The organism is Pseudonocardia oroxyli (genome assembly GCF_900102195.1).
GTDB classification, from domain to species: Bacteria; Actinomycetota; Actinomycetes; order Mycobacteriales; family Pseudonocardiaceae; genus Pseudonocardia; species Pseudonocardia oroxyli.
In genome coordinates this window covers 313793-329965 of sequence record NZ_FNBE01000002.1, presented here as the reverse complement: position 1 = coordinate 329965, position 16173 = coordinate 313793, and the positions used below count along the sequence as shown (strand labels likewise).

Here is a 16173-nt window from a genome sequence, read left to right as displayed (position 1 = left end):
TGCGTGCCCGCTCGGGTCCGGGAGCCCCGGTTCCACTCCGGGTGCCGACCCCCGAGGTCGGGCGTGTCGCGACTCGTGCACCCACCGGGAGTCGGGGAACCCTCGGGAGCGTCCGGGACGGACGGAGGGCACGCGAATGAACGCGCGCACGTCACAAGGGTACGCGGCCCCGGAAACGAGGGTCAAAACGGGTCCACACCCGCACGCCTCGTCCGCCCGCCGGTCGTCTCCCGGCCACCGCCGCGTTCCCCGCAGGGTGCCGCATCCGCCCGACGCCGGGCAAGGCGACTCACCCGCTCGTCGCAGATCGACTCGCGCTCGCCGCACCCGACAGTCCTTCGGGCCCCGCCGGTGCCACGGACGGCCCGTGCGGCCCCTCGGCTGTCGTGACCTGCATCGTTACCCTCCCCGATCATGCGCCTCACACTGCCGTGTGCCGCTGTCCGCACGGCGACCCGACTGCTGGTCGCCCCGTCGCTCTCGCCCCGACTGCCGACGTCGGTCGCCCGCAGGCTGGTCGACGTCCAGGGCAGACTGCTGCCCGTCCCGCGCGGGACCCGGACGGACCGGACCGCGGACGGACTGCGTGTCCGGACCCCCGGGGCCGACCCGCAGCGCCGCGTGCTCTTCCTGCACGGCGGCGGCTACATCGTCGGCTCGCCCTGGTCGCACCGCTCGCCGGCGGCCTGGCTCGCGGAGTCCACGGGCGCGCCGGTCGACCTGCTCGACTACCGGCTCGCCCCGGAACACCCGTACCCGGCGGGGCTGGACGACGCGGAGCAGGCCTATACCGCCCTGCTCCGCACGCACTCTGCTCAACACCTCGCCCTCGCCGGAGATTCCGCGGGCGGCGGGCTGGTTCTCGCGCTGCTGCTCCGCCTGCGCGACAAGGGGATCCCGCTGCCCGCGACCGTCGGGCTGATCTCGCCCTGGGTGGACCTCTCGCTGACCGATCCGCACATCGAGGGCAACGCGGGCTCCGACGCGATGCTGGGGCCGGGCCTGCTCCGGGCGGGACTCGAGGCGTACCTCGGGGGCCGCCCGGTCCCGCCCGAGCTGCGGCCGCTGGAGGCCGACCTCTCCGGTCTGCCGCCGGTCCACGTGCTGGCGGGTGCGGACGAGGTGCTGGTCGGGGATGCGGACCGGCTGGTCGAGAAGCTGGACCGGGTCACCTACCGCCGCTCCCCCGGCATGTGGCACGACCACGCCCTCGAAGCGGGCCTGCTCGACCGCGCGCACGCGGACGTCCGCGAGCTCGGCCTGGCGCTGCGCCGGGACCTGGCCGCCCGACGGCCGCGGGTCGCCGTCGTCGGGGCGGGGTTCGGCGGCATCGGGATGGGCACGGCGCTGCGGGAGGACGACCTCGGCGAGGTCACGGTGCTGGAGAAGGCGGCGCGGCCGGGCGGGGTGTGGCGGGACAACACCTATCCCGGCGCGGCCTGCGACGTCCCCTCCCACCTCTACTCGTACTCGTTCGCCGCGGGCGACTGGAGTCGCCGCTTCGCCCCGCAGCCGGACATCCTGCGCTACCTGGAGGGGGTCGCGGGTGAGCTCCCCGTCCGCTACGACACCGAGGTCACGTCGGCGAGCTGGGACGACGCCGCGGCGGTGTGGCGCCTGGCCACGTCCGACGGCGAGATCGAGGCCGAGGCCCTGGTCTCCGCCTGCGGGCAGCTCTCCCACCCCGCCGTTCCCGAGCTGCCCGGCCTGGGGTCCTTCACCGGCCCCGTCTTCCACTCCGCCCGCTGGGACCACTCGGTGGACCTGCGCGGCAAGCGGATCGGCGTCGTCGGCAGCGGCGCGAGCGCCATCCAGTTCGTGCCGGCGATCGCCCCGGAGGCCGCCCGGGTGACGGTCTTCCAGCGCTCCGCGCCGTACGTCATCCCGAAGACCGACCGCCCCTACCGACGGCCCGCCTCGCGCCTGCGCGCCCGGCTGGCGCGCACCTTCTGGACCGGGTTCTTCGAGTTCGGCGCCCTCGGCTTCACCGCGATCAAGCCCTTCGCCCGCGTCTTCGCCCTGGCCCACCACGCCCAGCTGCGCCTGCAGGTCCCCGAGGCGGGTCTGCGGTCCCGGCTCGCGCCCGACTACCCCGTCGGGTGCAAGCGGGTGCTGCTCTCGTCGGACTGGTTCCGGGCGCTCGCCCGGCCGAACGTGGAGGTCCGGACGGAGAAGATCGTCGAGGTCACCGCGGAGGGCCTCCGGACCGCGGACGGCGTACTCCACCCGTGCGACGTGATCGTCTTCGGCACGGGGTTCCGCACCCAGGACTTCCTGGCGCCGATGCGGGTGACCGGGCGCAGCGGGCGGGAGCTGTCCGAGGAGTGGCGGGACGGGGCGCGGGCCCACCTGGGCGTGACGGTCCCGGGCTTCCCGAACCTGTTCGTGCTCTACGGTCCCAACACCAACGTCGGGTCCGGCTCGATCGTGCACATGCTGGAGTGCCAGATCCGCTACGCGCGCGAGGGCATCCGGCGGCTCGCGGGCGGCGCCCGCTCGATCGAGGTCCGCCCCGACGTGGCGTCCGCCTACGACGTCGAGATGCAGGGCAGGCTCGGCGACAGCGTCTGGACCGAGTGCACCAGCTGGTACCGCACCGACTCCGGCCGCATCACCAACAACTGGCCGGGCACCATGCGCGAGTACGCCCGCCGCACCGCCGACTTCGACCCCGCCGAGTACGTCCTCGACTGAGGGGCGGGGCGGGTGCACGTTTCGTGCTCTCAGCGCTGTCCGGGCAACGCTGAGGGCACGCGAACGCTGATCATGCCGCGCTGAGCGCACGAAACGTGGGCTCTCAGTGCGCCCGGCGCGCAGCGCGCTCCACGATCCCGCCCGGCTACCCGCGGGCGGCGCGGGCGGCGAGCTCGGTGCGGTTCTGCACGCCGGTGCGGGCGAAGATCCGCTTGAGCGTCTGCTTCACCGTGTTCGCGCTGATGTGCAGCGCGGCGCCGATCTCGGCGTTCGTCCGGCCGCGTACGACGAGCGCCACGATCTCGCGGTCCCGCGCGGTCAGCGGCAGCGCCGACCCCGGCTCGACCGGCTCGGTGGGGAAGCGGGCGACGAGGGCGGACACGTGGTGGGCGAGCGCGGCGGCCCGGCCGATCTCCGCGGCGGTGAACGGTGCCGCGCCCCGCCGCCGGGTGAACCCGAGGGTTCCCACGATCCGCCCCTGTCCCAAGAGGGGGGCCGCGATGTAGTGCTCCAGGTCCGCGGGCGCCATCACGTGGTCGTAGAGGTCCGTCGCGTGCCAGCGATCCGGCCCGAGCAGGTCCAGCGCGCTGACCGCGACGTGCTCGGCGACGATCAGGTCGAGGACCGGGTCACAGTCGCGGCCGAGATCCTCGTAGCGCCGCAGCACCGAGTCGCTCAGGCCGACCGCGTCCGCCGAGACCGGGCGGTCGTCCGGTCCGTGCAGGTAGATGGCCCGCACATCGCTCCCCAGGGCCGCGCCCGCATGCTGCAGGAACGCCGCGCGCACGTCCGCCACGGAGCCGGCGGCGGCCATCCGGTCCGCCACCACCTGGAGCGCGCTCATCGAAGTACTCACCCGGGTACTAGCTCGGAAGCGTGTGTGGATTCGAGTATGACAGCCCGTCCGCAGCCCAGGGGGGTGCCGCGGGCGGGCCCACCGCTCCCGAGACGACGAACGGGCCGGCCACCCGAAGGTGACCGGCCCGTTCGCGTGCTGCGGACTAGCGGAAGTCCCGACCGAAGTCGTAGTCGTCCAGCGGGACCGCCGCACCGGTGCCGGTGCCGAACACGTCGGGGCTGTAGTAGCCGTCGTCGTAGCTCGGCAGCGCGTAGGCGGCCGCGCGGGCCTCCTCCGTGGGCTGCACCTGGATGTTGCGGTACCGGCCGATCCCCGTGCCCGCGGGGATCAGCTTGCCGATGATCACGTTCTCCTTCAGCCCGACGAGCTTGTCGCGCTTCCCGTTGATCGCGGCATCGGTGAGGATCCGGGTGGTCTCCTGGAACGAGGCCGCGGACAGCCACGACTCCGTCGCCAGCGAGGCCTTGGTGATCCCCATGAGCACCGGGCGGCCGGAGGCCGGCTCGTTGCCCTCGGACACCACGCGCCGGTTCTCCGACTCGAACTCGCCCCGCTCGGCGAGCGCGCCGGGCAGGAACTCGGTGGCACCCGAGTCGATGATCGTCACCCGGCGGAGCATCTGCCGGACGATGACCTCGATGTGCTTGTCGTGGATGTCCACGCTCTGCGTGCGGTACACCTTCTGCACCTCACGCACGAGGTGCAGCTGCACCTCACGCGGACCCATGACCCGCAGGACCTCGTGGGGGTCCGCGGTGCCCTCGAGCAGCAGCTGCCCGACGGCCACGTGGTCACCGTCGCGGAGCGGGCGCTCCTCGCCGTCGGCCACGGTCATGGCCAGCCACTGACGCTTCGACAGCTTCTCGTAGACGATCTCCTCGCCGCCGTCGTCCGGCGTGAGGGTGATCTTCCAGAAGCGGTCGCCGTCCTCGATGCGGATCCGGCCGTCGACGTCCGCGATGGGCGCCTTGCCGCGCGGCACGCGAGCCTCGAAGAGCTCCGTGACACGGGGCAGACCGGTCGTGATGTCGTCACCGGCGACACCACCCTGGTGGAAGGTACGCATCGTCAGCTGCGTACCCGGCTCACCGATGGACTGGGCGGCGACGATGCCGACGGCCTCGCCGACGTCCACCAGCTTGCCGGTGGCCATCGAGCGGCCGTAGCACATGCCGCAGATGCCGGTGGTCGACTCGCAGGTCAGGGCGCTGCGCACCCGGATCGACCGGATGCCCGCCGCCACGAGGGCGTCGAGTGCCGGGTCACCGAGGTCACCGCCCTTCTCGACGATGACGTTGCCGTCCGCGTCCTTGACCTCGTCCGCCGAGCAGCGGGCGTACACCGACGTGCGGATGTAGCGGTGCGGGATCAGCGTCCCGTCCGCCGTCTCCTCGGTGACGGCCATGTTCACGGCGCGGGAGGTCCCGCAGTCGACCTCGCGGACGATGACGTCCTGCGACACGTCGACCAGACGACGGGTCAGGTAACCCGAGTCGGCGGTCCGCAGCGCGGTGTCCGCCAGACCCTTCCGGGTGCCGTGCGTGGAGATGAAGTACTCCAGCACCGTCAGGCCCTCGCGGAAGTTCGCCTTGATCGGCCGGGGGATGTACTCACCCTTGGGGTTGGCGACCAGACCACGCATGCCGGCGAGCTGCCGGACCTGCGTCATGTTGCCCGCCGCGCCCGACTTCACGATCATCGGGATCGGGTTGTCGTCGGGGAAGTTGTCCTCCATGGCCTTGGCGACCTCTTCGGACGCCTGGGTCCAGATCTTGACCATCTCGTCGTTGCGCTCCTGGTGGGAGAGCGCACCGCGCTGGTACCGCTTGTTGACCTGGTCCGCCTTGGCCTCGTACGAGTCCAGGATCTCCTGCTTGTTCGGCGGCACCACGACGTCGTCGATCGCGATCGTGACGCCGGACCGGGTGGCCCAGTAGAACCCGGCGTCCTTCAGGCGGTCGAGGCACTGCGCGACCTCGGTCATCGAGTACTGCTCGGCCAGCTCGTTGATGATCGCGGCCTGGCGCTTCTTCGGGAGCGCCTCGTTGACGAACGGGTAGTCCGCCGGGAGGAGCTCGTTGAAGAGCACCCGGCCCAGGGTCGTCTCGGCGAGCCAGACGTCTCCCTCGGGCACCTCGATGCCGGCGACCGGGGCGACCCCGGGGAGCCGGATCTTGATGGGCGCCTGCAGGTGCAGGGCCTTGCGGTCGTACGCCATGATCGCCTCGGCGACCGAGCTGTACGACTGCCCGTTGCCGAAGGCGTCCGGCCGCTCGCGGGTCAGGTGGTACAGACCCGTGACCATGTCCAGACGCGGCATGGCGAGCGGACGACCCGACGCGGGCGACAGGATGTTGTTGCTCGAGAGCATCAGCACCCGGGCCTCGGCCTGGGCCTCGGCCGACAGCGGCAGGTGGACGGCCATCTGGTCACCGTCGAAGTCCGCGTTGAACGCCTCGCAGACCAGCGGGTGCAGCTGGATGGCCTTGCCCTCCACCAGCTGCGGCTCGAAGGCCTGGATGCCGAGGCGGTGCAGCGTGGGCGCACGGTTGAGCAGCACGGGGTGCTCGGAGATGACCTCCTCGAGCACGTCCCACACCTGCGAGCGCCCGCGCTCCACCATCCGCTTGGCGGACTTGATGTTCTGCGCGTGGTTCAGGTCGACCAGCCGCTTCATCACGAACGGCTTGAACAGCTCCAGCGCCATCTGCTTGGGCAGACCGCACTGGTGCAGCTTGAGCTGCGGGCCGACGACGATGACCGAACGGCCGGAGTAGTCGACGCGCTTGCCGAGCAGGTTCTGACGGAACCGGCCCTGCTTGCCCTTGAGCAGGTCGGACAGCGACTTGAGCGGCCGGTTGCCCGGGCCCGTCACCGGACGGCCGCGGCGGCCGTTGTCGAACAGCGCGTCGACGGCCTCCTGCAGCATCCGCTTCTCGTTGTTGACGATGATCTCGGGCGCGCCGAGGTCGATCAGTCGCTTGAGGCGGTTGTTCCGGTTGATGACCCGGCGGTACAGGTCGTTCAGGTCGGATGTGGCGAAGCGGCCACCGTCGAGCTGCACCATGGGGCGCAGGTCCGGCGGGATGACCGGGACGCAGTCGAGCACCATGCCCATGGGCGAGTTGCCCGTGGTCTGGAACGCGGCGACGACCTTGAGGCGCTTGAGGGCGCGGAGCTTCTTCTGCCCCTTGCCGCTGCGGATGATCTCCCGCAGCTTCTCGGCCTCGGCCGGGATGTCGAAGGTCTGCAGCAGGTTCTGGATCGCCTCGGCACCCATGGCGCCGGTGAAGTAGTCCCCGTACCGGTCGTACAGCTCGCGGTACAGCGACTCGTCCGGGATCAGCTGCTGGACGTCCAGCTTCGAGAACGTCGTCCAGATCTCGTCCAGCCGGTCCAGCTCGCGCTGGGCGCGGTCGCGGAGCTGGCGCATCTCGCGCTCGCCACCGTCCTTGACCTTGCGGCGCACGTCACCCTTGGCGCCCTCGGCCTCGAGCTCGGCCAGGTCGGCCTCGAGCTTCTGGGCCCGGGCCTCCAGGTCCTGGTCGCGGCGCTGCTCGACCCGCTTGCGCTCCACGCTCATCTCGTTCTCGAGCGTGGACAGGTCCTGGTGACGCAGCTCGGTGTTCACCGAGGTGATCACGTAGGCGGCGAAGTAGATGATCTTCTCGAGATCCTTCGGCGCCAGGTCGAGCAGGTAGCCCAGCCGGCTCGGCACACCCTTGAAGTACCAGATGTGCGTGACCGGGGCGGCCAGCTCGATGTGGCCCATCCGCTCACGCCGCACCTTGGCGCGAGTGACCTCGACGCCGCAGCGCTCGCAGATGATGCCCTTGAACCGGACGCGCTTGTACTTGCCGCAGTAGCACTCCCAGTCCCGGGTCGGACCGAAGATCTTCTCGCAGAAGAGTCCGTCCTTCTCGGGCTTGAGGGTGCGGTAGTTGATGGTCTCCGGCTTCTTGACCTCGCCGTGCGACCACTGGCGGATGTCCTCAGCGGTAGCCAGGCCGATCCGCAGCTCGTCGAAGAAGTTGACGTCGAGCAAGATTGACTTCCTTCTCTACGGTTCGGCCGGGTCAGTTGACGACGTCGTCGACGGTCATCGAGTCGCTGCCGGGGCGGCTGGACAGGTTGATGCCCAGGTTCGCCGCGGCGCGCTCGAGGTCCTCGTCGTCCGTGTCGCGCATCTCGATGGCGGCACCGTCGGAGCTGAGCACCTCGACGTTCAGGCAGAGCGACTGAAGCTCCTTCAGCAGCACCTTGAACGACTCCGGGATGCCCGGCTCGGGGATGTTCTCCCCCTTGACGATGGCCTCGTAGACCTTGACCCGACCCACCACGTCGTCCGACTTGATGGTGAGCAGCTCCTGCAGCGTGTACGCCGCGCCGTAGGCCTGCATCGCCCAGCACTCCATCTCACCGAAGCGCTGGCCACCGAACTGGGCCTTACCGCCGAGCGGCTGCTGGGTGATCATCGAGTACGGACCGGTGGAACGCGCGTGGATCTTGTCGTCCACCAGGTGCGCCAGCTTCAGGATGTACATGTAGCCGACGGCCACCGGGAACGGGTACGGCTCGCCGGAGCGCCCGTCGAACAGCTGCGCCTTGCCGTCCGGCCCGACCATGCGGTCGCCGTCCCGGTTCGGCCGCGTGCTCGCCAGGAGCCCGGTGATCTCGTTCTCCTTGGCACCGTCGAACACCGGGGTGGCCGTGTTCGTGTCGGGGGCCACGGAGTAGAGCTCCTCGGGCATCTTCGACGCCCACTCGGGCTTGCCCTCGATCTCCCAGCCGGACTTGGCGATCCACCCGAGGTGGGTCTCCAGGACCTGGCCGATGTTCATCCGTCGCGGCACACCGTGCGTGTTCAGGATGATGTCGACCGGGGTGCCGTCCGGCAGGAACGGCATGTCCTCGGCGGGCAGGATCTTGCCGATGACGCCCTTGTTGCCGTGGCGCCCGGCGAGCTTGTCGCCGTCGGAGATCTTGCGCTTCTGGGCCACGTAGACGCGGACCAGCTCGTTCACGCCGGGGGGCAGCTCGTCGTCGTCGTCCCGCGAGAACACGCGGATGCCGATGACCTTGCCGTTCTCGCCGTGGGGCACCTTCAGCGACGTGTCGCGCACCTCGCGCGCCTTCTCGCCGAAGATCGCGCGGAGCAGGCGCTCCTCCGGGGTCAGCTCCGTCTCGCCCTTGGGCGTGACCTTGCCGACCAGGATGTCGCCGGGCTGGACCTCGGCGCCGATCCGGATGATGCCGCGCTCGTCCAGGTCCGCGAGGACCTCCTCGGAGACGTTCGGGATGTCCCGGGTGATCTCCTCGGCGCCGAGCTTGGTGTCCCGGGCGTCGATCTCGTGCTCCTCGATGTGGATCGAGGTGAGCACGTCGTCCTGCACGAGGCGCTGCGACAGAATGATCGCGTCCTCGTAGTTGTGGCCCTCCCACGGCATGATCGCCACGAGCAGGTTCTTGCCCAGGGCCATCTCGCCGTTCTCGGTGCACGGCCCGTCGGCGAGCACCTGGCCCACCTCGACGCGCTGGCCCTCGTCGACGATCGGCTTCTGGTTGTTGCAGGTGCCCTGGTTCGAGCGCCGGAACTTGTTCAGCCGGTACGTCTGCCGGGTGCCCTCGTCCGCCATGACGGTGATGTAGTCGGCGCAGAGCTCCTCGACCACACCCGCCTTCTCGGTGACGACCACGTCGCCCGCGTCGACCGCGGCGCGCAGCTCCATGCCGGTGCCGACGAGCGGCGACTCGGAGCGGAGCAGCGGCACGGACTGGCGCTGCATGTTCGCGCCCATGAGGGCGCGGTTCGCGTCGTCGTGCTCGAGGAACGGGATGAGCGCGGTCGCGACCGACACCATCTGCCGCGGGGAGACGTCGATGTAGTCGACGCCCGTGGGCGAGATCAGGTCGACCTCGCCGCCCTTCATGCGGACCAGGACGCGGTCCTCGGTGAAGGAGCCGTCCGCGTTCAGCGGCGCGTTGGCCTGCGCGACGACGAAACGGTCCTCCTCGTCGGCCGTCAGGTAGTCGATCTGGTCGGTGACCTTGCCCTCGACGACCCGGCGGTACGGCGTCTGGATGAAGCCGAACGGGTTGACCTGGGCGAACGTGCTCAGCGAGCCGATCAGGCCGATGTTCGGGCCCTCGGGGGTCTCGATGGGACACATGCGGCCGTAGTGCGACGGGTGCACGTCTCGCACCTCGAAGCCCGCCCGCTCACGCGACAGACCACCCGGACCCAGCGCGGAGAGCCGCCGCTTGTGCGTCAGCCCGGCGAGCGGGTTGTGCTGGTCCATGAACTGGGACAGCTGCGAGGTGCCGAAGAACTCCTTGATCGCGGCCACGACGGGCCGGATGTTGATCAGGGTCTGCGGCGTGATGGCCTCGACGTCCTGCGTGGTCATCCGCTCCCGGACGACGCGCTCCATCCGGGACAGGCCCACGCGGACCTGGTTCTGGATGAGCTCGCCGACGGTGCGCAGACGACGGTTGCCGAAGTGGTCGATGTCGTCCGTCTCGACGGGGATGTCCCGCCCGTCCTTGGCCGCCATCTCCGTCTCGCCCGCGTGCAGGCGCACGAGGTACTCGATGGTGGTGGCGATGTCCTCCTCGGTCAGCGTGCCGACCTCGGTGGGCTCGGTCAGGCCGAGCTTCTTGTTGACCTTGTACCGGCCGACCTTGGCGAGGTCGTAGCGCTTGTCCTTGAAGAACAGGTTCTCCAGGAGCGTCTGCGCGCTCTCGCGGGTCGGCGGCTCGCCCGGGCGCAGCTTGCGGTAGATGTCCAGCAGCGCCTCGTCCTGCCCGGCGGTGTGGTCCTTCTCCAGCGTCGCGAGGATGGTCTCGGAGAACCCGAACCGCTCGCGGATCGCCTCGGTGGTCCAGCCGAGCGCCTTGAGCAGCACGGTGACCGGCTGGCGGCGCTTGCGGTCGATGCGGACACCGACGGTGTCGCGCTTGTCCACGTCGAACTCCAGCCACGCGCCGCGGCTGGGGATGACCTTGACCGAGTAGACGTCCTTCTCGGTGGTCTTGTCGATGGCGTGGTCGAAGTAGACGCCCGGGGAACGGACGAGCTGCGACACGACGACGCGCTCGGTGCCGTTGATGATGAACGTGCCCTTGTCCGTCATCACCGGGAAGTCACCCATGAACACCGTCTGGCTCTTGATCTCGCCGGTGGTGTTGTTGGTGAACTCCGCGGTGACGAACAGCGGGGCACCGTAGGTCATGTCCTTGTCCCGGCACTCCTCGACGGAGGCCTTGACCTCGTCGAAGCGGGGGTCGGAGAAGGACAGCGACATGGACCCCGAGAAGTCCTCGATCGGAGAGATCTCCGTCAGGATCTCCTCGAGCCCGCCGACGGGGTTCTCGTCCCCGGCGTCGATACGGCGCTGGAACCACGCCTCGTCGCCGACCAGCCACTGGAACGACTGGATCTGCAGGTCCAGGAGGTCCGGGACCTCCAGGGGCTCGGCGATCTTCGCGAAGGAGACGCGGGTGGGTGCGCCGGGGAAGTTCGGGTTCGCCGAGACGACGCTCCCAGGGGTCGCAGTGGTCACGGTGGCGCGGGAGACAGCCAAGATGCGTCCTTCCGAGAACTACGCTCTCGTCTGGCGAATGCGGCCCCTCAGGCGCTACCGTCTTCGTCGTCCGCACCGGGTACCGGGCCGTACCGTGGCCGATCCGGGCGACGTTGTCGGGTGTCACCGGGGAGCTGAACTCGCCGTCTGTTGTCAGGGCGCGGCCACCCGACCAGGTCCGCCGAGCACGATGACGGACCTTCCGACCGGCTCGAAGACCGGTGAGACTTCCGACAGCGTGCACGCCGAACCTGGGCGGAGGCAGCGCAAAGAGTCAGTCTAGCCGCCGATGCAGCCGCTGTCGAGACACGTCGCTCAGCTCACCAGGGTCAGCCAAGCACCGTGACGTAAGAGTGACCTGACAGGCGCACCGAGTCAAGACCGTACGCGTCGGTAAGTGGTCCTTCTCGGAGGACGACCGGCAAAGACGTGGTGGCGACCACCCGGTCGACGGTCGGCCCGCCGCGCGTCACCATCTGCCGCTCGGCCGAGAGTTCACTCTTCCGGACCATCCGAGGATCCAGTTTACGCCTCCGTCGCGAGGGGCGATCATGGGACCTGCTCCCTCACCGTCGACGGAGGACCACTCGTGAGTGTCTACGACTCCAAGCCCTGGCTCGCCCGCTACGACGACGGGCAGCCCGCCTCGCTGACTCCCGAGTTCCCGGACATGGTGTCGCTGTTGCGGGCCACAGTCGCCGCCCACCCGGACGCGGACGCGATCCGGTACTTCGACGGCCGGATCAGCTACGCCGAGCTCGACGCCCGGTCCGACGCCCTCGCCGTCGGGCTGCTCGACGCGGGGTTCGCCCCCGGCGAGCGCGCGGCCCTGTTCGTGCAGAACGACCCGCAGTACGTCGTCGCGCTGATCGCGGTGTGGAAGGCGGGCGGGATCGCCGTCAACGTCAACCCGATGAACCGGGAGCGGGAGCTCACGCTGCTGCTCACCGACTCCGGGGCCGCCGCGCTGGTCACCCTCGAGTCGATGTATTCCGTCGCCGCGGCGGTGCTGGCGGAGACCGACGTGCGGATCGTGGTCACGACCTCGGAGCTGGAGGACCAGACCCGGAACGACCCGCGGATCCTCGGCGGGGTCTCCCGGGTCGCCCACGAGGGCACGCTGGACCTGGCCGAGCTCGTCGCGCGGTTCCGGGGGCGGCGCCCGCCCGCGGTCGACCTCGCGCCGGAGGACACGGCCGTGCTCACCTACACCTCCGGCACCACCGGCCCGCCCAAGGGGGCGATGAACACCCACGCCAACCTGGTGTTCAACTCCCAGACCTACCGGCAGCTCTGCGAGCTCGGGCCGGACGACGTGATCCTCGGCGTCGCCCCGCTGTTCCACATCACCGGGCTGATCGGACACGTCACCGCCGCGCTGCTGCTGGGCTGCCCGCTGGTGCTGTTCCACCGGTTCGACCCCGCCGTGGCGCTGGAGGTCATCGAGCAGGAGCGGGCGACGTTCACGGTCGGCTCCATCACCGTGTTCATCGCGCTGATGAACGCGCCCGGCGCGCGTCGGGAGTCCCTGTCCAGCCTGACGAAGATCTGGTCCGGCGGGGCGCCGATCCCGCCGTCGACGGTGAAGGCCTTCGAGAGCACGTTCGGGCAGTACATCCACAACATCTACGGGCTCACGGAGACGACCTCGCCGAGCCACGGGGTGCCGGCCCACGCGCAGGCACCCGTCGACGAGGCGTCCGGGGCGCTGTCGGTGGGCGTGCCCGTCTACGACACCGTGGTGCGGATCGTGGGCGAGGACGGCGAGGACCTGCCGCCCGGCGAGGTGGGCGAGATCGTCACCACCGGGCCGCAGGTGGTGAAGGGGTACTGGAACAAGCCCGAGGAGACCGCCAAGGCGCTGCCCGGCCGGTCGCTGCACACCGGCGACGTGGGGTACATGGACTCCGACGGCTGGTTCTACATCGTCGACCGCAAGAAGGACCAGATCAACGTCTCGGGCTACAAGGTCTGGCCGCGCGAGGTCGAGGACATGCTCTACGAGCACCCGGCCGTGCGCGAGGCCGCGGTGATCGGGGTGCCGGACGACTACCGGGGCGAGACCGTCAAGGCCTTCGTCTCGCTGCGCCCGGGGGCCTCGGCGACGGCCGCGGAGCTGATCGCCTTCACCAGGGAGCGGATGGCGGCCTACAAGTACCCGCGGCAGGTGGAGTTCCTCGACGAGATCCCGAAGACGGTCAGCGGCAAGCTCCTGCGCCGCGAGCTGCGCGACCGGCCCTGAGAAGCCCGAAGGGCGGGCACCCGAGGTGGGTGCCCGCCCTTCGCGCGTGGAACGGCTGTCAGGTCAGCGAGACCTTGGCGCCGGCCTCCTCGAGCTTCGTCTTGGCGGCCTCGGCCGCATCCTTGGCGACGCCCTCGAGGACGGGCTTCGGGGCGGACTCGACGAGGTCCTTGGCCTCCTTGAGGCCCAGGCCCGAGACCAGCTCGCGGACGACCTTGATGACCTGGATCTTCTTGTCACCGGCGGCGTCGAGGACGACGTTGAACTCGTCCTTCTCGGCCTCGGCCTCGGCCGGGGCACCACCGGCGGCGGGGCCGGCGGCCGCGACGGCGACCGGGGCGGCCGCGGTGACCTCGAAGGTCTCCTCGAACTTCTTCACGAACTCGGAGAGCTCGATGAGGGTGAGCTCCTTGAACGCGTCGAGCAGCTCGTCGCTGGACAGCTTCGCCATGACTGGCTCCTTCTGTGTTGCTGAGTGTGTGGGGGGTGGTGGAGCCGGATCAGCTCTCGGCGGCGGCCGCGTCGGGCTCGCCACCTTCGGCGGCCTTCTTGTCGGCCAGGGCCTGGACCAGACGCGCGACCTGAGACGCCGGAGCGTTGAACAGACCGGCGGCCTTGGCGAGGTTGCCCTTCATCGCGCCGGCCAGCTTGGCCAGCAGGACCTCGCGGGACTCGAGATCGGCGAGCCGCTCGACCTCCGTGCCGGTGAGGGCACGGCCGTCCATGTAGCCGCCCTTGATCACCAGGCCCTTGTTGTCCTTGGCGAAGGTCTTCAGCGCCTTGGCGGTGTCGACCGCCTCGCCGGTGACGAACGCGATCGCCGTCGGGCCGGCCAGGAGCTCGTCGAGGCCGTCGATGCCCGCATCCGCCGCCGCACGCTTGACCAGCGTGTTCTTGGCGACGCGGAAGCTGGCGTTCTCGCCCAGCGCGCGCCGCAGCTCCTTGAGCTGCGCCACGCTCAGACCGCTGTAGCCCGTGACCACCGAGGCGGACGAGCCCCGGAAGCGCTCGGCGATCTCCTCGACCGCCTCGACCTTGTCGGGACGTGCCATGTGGTGCCTCCTCTCGGGTGTCGGGTGGGACCACCGCATCCGGTCCGGAGACGACGAACGCCCCGTGCGCAGGGCACGGGGCGTAGGAGGCGCACGACGGCGCTACTGCAACCTCGTCCTCCTGCGCGGGCCGCCCGGCGAGCCGGACCTTCGTATGCCCCGAGGGGCACAGACCTGCGGTCTTCGGTGGAACTGACGACAAGCATACGCGCGGCCGTCCCGGCCCGACGCCGGGGGGTCGAGATGAACCTCAGCCACGTCGCGAGGGGTCGCGGACGTGGCTGAGGTTCATCTCGGTCAGGCGACCTGGACGTCCGCGATCTTCCACTGCCCGTCGACGTACTGGCCGGTCACCGTCAGCCTGCCGGCCGCCGCGACCTGCTGCTGGTCACCGGCCGCGCGGGTGGCCTGCTGGTCGAGGAAGACGACCATCGTCGCCCGGTCGCCCTCGATGGACTCGACGGCGGACTGGCTGATCGTCGCGGTGACGACGGCCTGCTGCTGCGGGGCCAGGTTCCGGACCTCGCCGAAGAGCTGGTCGAACTGCTGCCCGAACTCCGGCGTGATGACCGTGCGGGCCGCCGCCTCGTTCTGGTCGAGCCGGGTGAAGTCGTAGGAGTAGACGGTCTTCACCGCATCCCCGAGCTGTTGGCTGACCTGCGTGGTCGCCGCGACGTCCACCAGCGCGGCGTTCCGCGCCGCCGCGGTGTGGCTCATCGTCCACCAGCTCACCCCGGCCAGCACGGCCAGCGCGACGAGGACCACGGTCACCCCCGCCAGGATCGCGGTGCCGCGCCGGGTGGTGGGCGGGGCGGGGAGCCGCGGGCGCCGGAGCACGCCGAACCGCCCCCCTGCCGGCGCCGCGGAGGTCCCCGACGCTTGGGCGTCCCGAGCGTCCCGAGCGTCGCTGGGTGGTGCTTGGGCGTCCCGAGCGTCAACGGCGTCGGGCGCGGAATCCGTGGCCACTGACGCTTGGGCGTCCCGAGCGTCAGTGAGTGGCGCTCGGGCGTCCCGAGCGTCAACGGCGTCGGGGGCGTCAGTGGAGTCGAGGGCGGCGCGCTCGGGGCGGGACGACGGGCGACCCGCGACCGTGGGGCGGCGGATGCCGGTGCTCGCGCGGCGCCGCTTGCCGGTGGTGGTGCCGTTCTGGGGAGTCATGACCTGTTCCTCCTGGTCAGCTCGCGCCACCGGGCGCACGGACGGGGGCCAGCCTGCTGACCTTCCAGCCGTCGTCCGTCTTGGTCATCTCGAGCTGGAGGCGCTGTCGGGTGGTGATGGGCTGCTGGCCGTCCGGGGTGACCTGCACGTCCACCCCGACGAGCACCCGGGCGATCCCGGCCTGCTCGTTCAGCTCGCTCACGGCGGCGTCGGACACCGTGGCGGCGGTGGTGCGCTTGGACTCCCCCACGAACTGCGCGTACTGCGCCCGGTTGGTGCGGAACTCGTCCAGCACGGCGCCGGTCGAGGTCTGCTCCCAGCGGTCGAGACCGCCGTCGACGTCGTGGAAGTCCAGGGTGTTCAGGCTGATCGCGGCCTGCCGGGCGGCGACGAGGACGTCGTCTCGCTCCTCGGCGAGCGTGCGCCCGCCGCTGAGCAGCGTGGTCAGCCAGAGCACCCCGAAGACGACCGCGGCCAGGGCCGCGACGGCCGCGGCCAGCTGCAGGGCACGGCCGCGACGCGAGGGGGCGGCGTCGGGGGTGGGGGCGTCGACCTGACGCTCTGACACGGGGGCTGTCATGCGTG

Annotated in this window: 9 protein-coding genes; 2 read left to right on the top strand and 7 right to left on the bottom strand. The window is 70.5% G+C overall.

Features of this window, described 5'->3' with window-relative positions; genetic code table 11:
- The first annotated feature begins 414 nt into the window (after positions 1 to 414).
- The gene (locus tag BLS43_RS04245) at positions 415 to 2694 is read left to right on the top strand and encodes an alpha/beta hydrolase fold domain-containing protein (RefSeq protein ID WP_093076959.1); all 2280 of its coding nucleotides are present in this window, start codon (positions 415 to 417) and stop codon (positions 2692 to 2694) included.
- A gap of 145 nt (positions 2695 to 2839) precedes the next feature.
- Here BLS43_RS04245 and BLS43_RS04240 read toward each other — a convergent pair whose 3' ends face one another.
- The 3 genes from BLS43_RS04240 to rpoB form a co-directional block, all read right to left on the bottom strand.
- Positions 2840 to 3538, bottom strand: coding sequence for a helix-turn-helix transcriptional regulator (locus BLS43_RS04240; RefSeq protein WP_093076956.1), 699 nt, complete (start codon positions 3536 to 3538; stop codon positions 2840 to 2842).
- A gap of 157 nt (positions 3539 to 3695) precedes the next feature.
- Positions 3696 to 7598 carry a DNA-directed RNA polymerase subunit beta' gene (locus tag BLS43_RS04235; RefSeq protein WP_093076953.1) on the bottom strand — a complete coding sequence of 1301 codons (3903 nt, stop codon included), beginning with the start codon at positions 7596 to 7598 and terminating at the stop codon, positions 3696 to 3698.
- Between the two features lie 31 nt (positions 7599 to 7629).
- Positions 7630 to 11136, bottom strand: a complete 3507-nt coding sequence (rpoB, locus tag BLS43_RS04230; protein ID WP_237196632.1) for a DNA-directed RNA polymerase subunit beta — start codon at positions 11134 to 11136, stop codon at positions 7630 to 7632.
- Between the two features lie 589 nt (positions 11137 to 11725).
- On the opposite strand from rpoB, the gene BLS43_RS04220 reads away from it, so the two are divergent.
- Complete coding sequence (locus BLS43_RS04220) at positions 11726 to 13378, top strand: class I adenylate-forming enzyme family protein (RefSeq protein WP_093076944.1); 1653 nt, start codon at positions 11726 to 11728, stop codon at positions 13376 to 13378.
- 58 nt (positions 13379 to 13436) lie between these two features.
- Here BLS43_RS04220 and rplL read toward each other — a convergent pair whose 3' ends face one another.
- The 4 genes from rplL to BLS43_RS04200 form a co-directional block, all read right to left on the bottom strand.
- Complete coding sequence (rplL, locus tag BLS43_RS04215) at positions 13437 to 13829, bottom strand: 50S ribosomal protein L7/L12 (RefSeq protein WP_093076941.1); 393 nt, start codon at positions 13827 to 13829, stop codon at positions 13437 to 13439.
- A gap of 49 nt (positions 13830 to 13878) precedes the next feature.
- Positions 13879 to 14430: a 50S ribosomal protein L10 gene (gene rplJ / locus BLS43_RS04210; protein WP_093076938.1), complete on the bottom strand. Its 552-nt coding sequence runs from the start codon at positions 14428 to 14430 to the stop codon at positions 13879 to 13881.
- Positions 14431 to 14727: 297 nt separating this feature from the next.
- Entirely contained in the window at positions 14728 to 15267 is a 540-nt protein-coding gene (locus tag BLS43_RS04205; protein WP_093076936.1) for a nuclear transport factor 2 family protein, read from the bottom strand.
- Between the two features lie 337 nt (positions 15268 to 15604).
- Positions 15605 to 16168 carry a hypothetical protein gene (locus BLS43_RS04200; protein ID WP_143029935.1) on the bottom strand — a complete coding sequence of 188 codons (564 nt, stop codon included), beginning with the start codon at positions 16166 to 16168 and terminating at the stop codon, positions 15605 to 15607.
- Between the last annotated feature and the right edge of the window lie 5 nt (positions 16169 to 16173).

What these genes read in the sequence shown, in the direction of transcription:
- rplJ (WP_093076938.1), bottom strand. Translation starts at nt 14,430, where the DNA reads ATGGCACGTCCCGACAAGGTCGAGGCGGTCGAGGAGATCGCCGAGCGC.
- BLS43_RS04200 (WP_143029935.1), bottom strand. Translation starts at nt 16,168, where the DNA reads ATGACAGCCCCCGTGTCAGAGCGTCAGGTCGACGCCCCCACCCCCGAC.
- rplL (WP_093076941.1), bottom strand. Translation starts at nt 13,829, where the DNA reads ATGGCGAAGCTGTCCAGCGACGAGCTGCTCGACGCGTTCAAGGAGCTC.
- BLS43_RS04245 (WP_093076959.1), top strand. Translation starts at nt 415, where the DNA reads ATGCGCCTCACACTGCCGTGTGCCGCTGTCCGCACGGCGACCCGACTG.
- BLS43_RS04240 (WP_093076956.1), bottom strand. Translation starts at nt 3,538, where the DNA reads ATGAGCGCGCTCCAGGTGGTGGCGGACCGGATGGCCGCCGCCGGCTCC.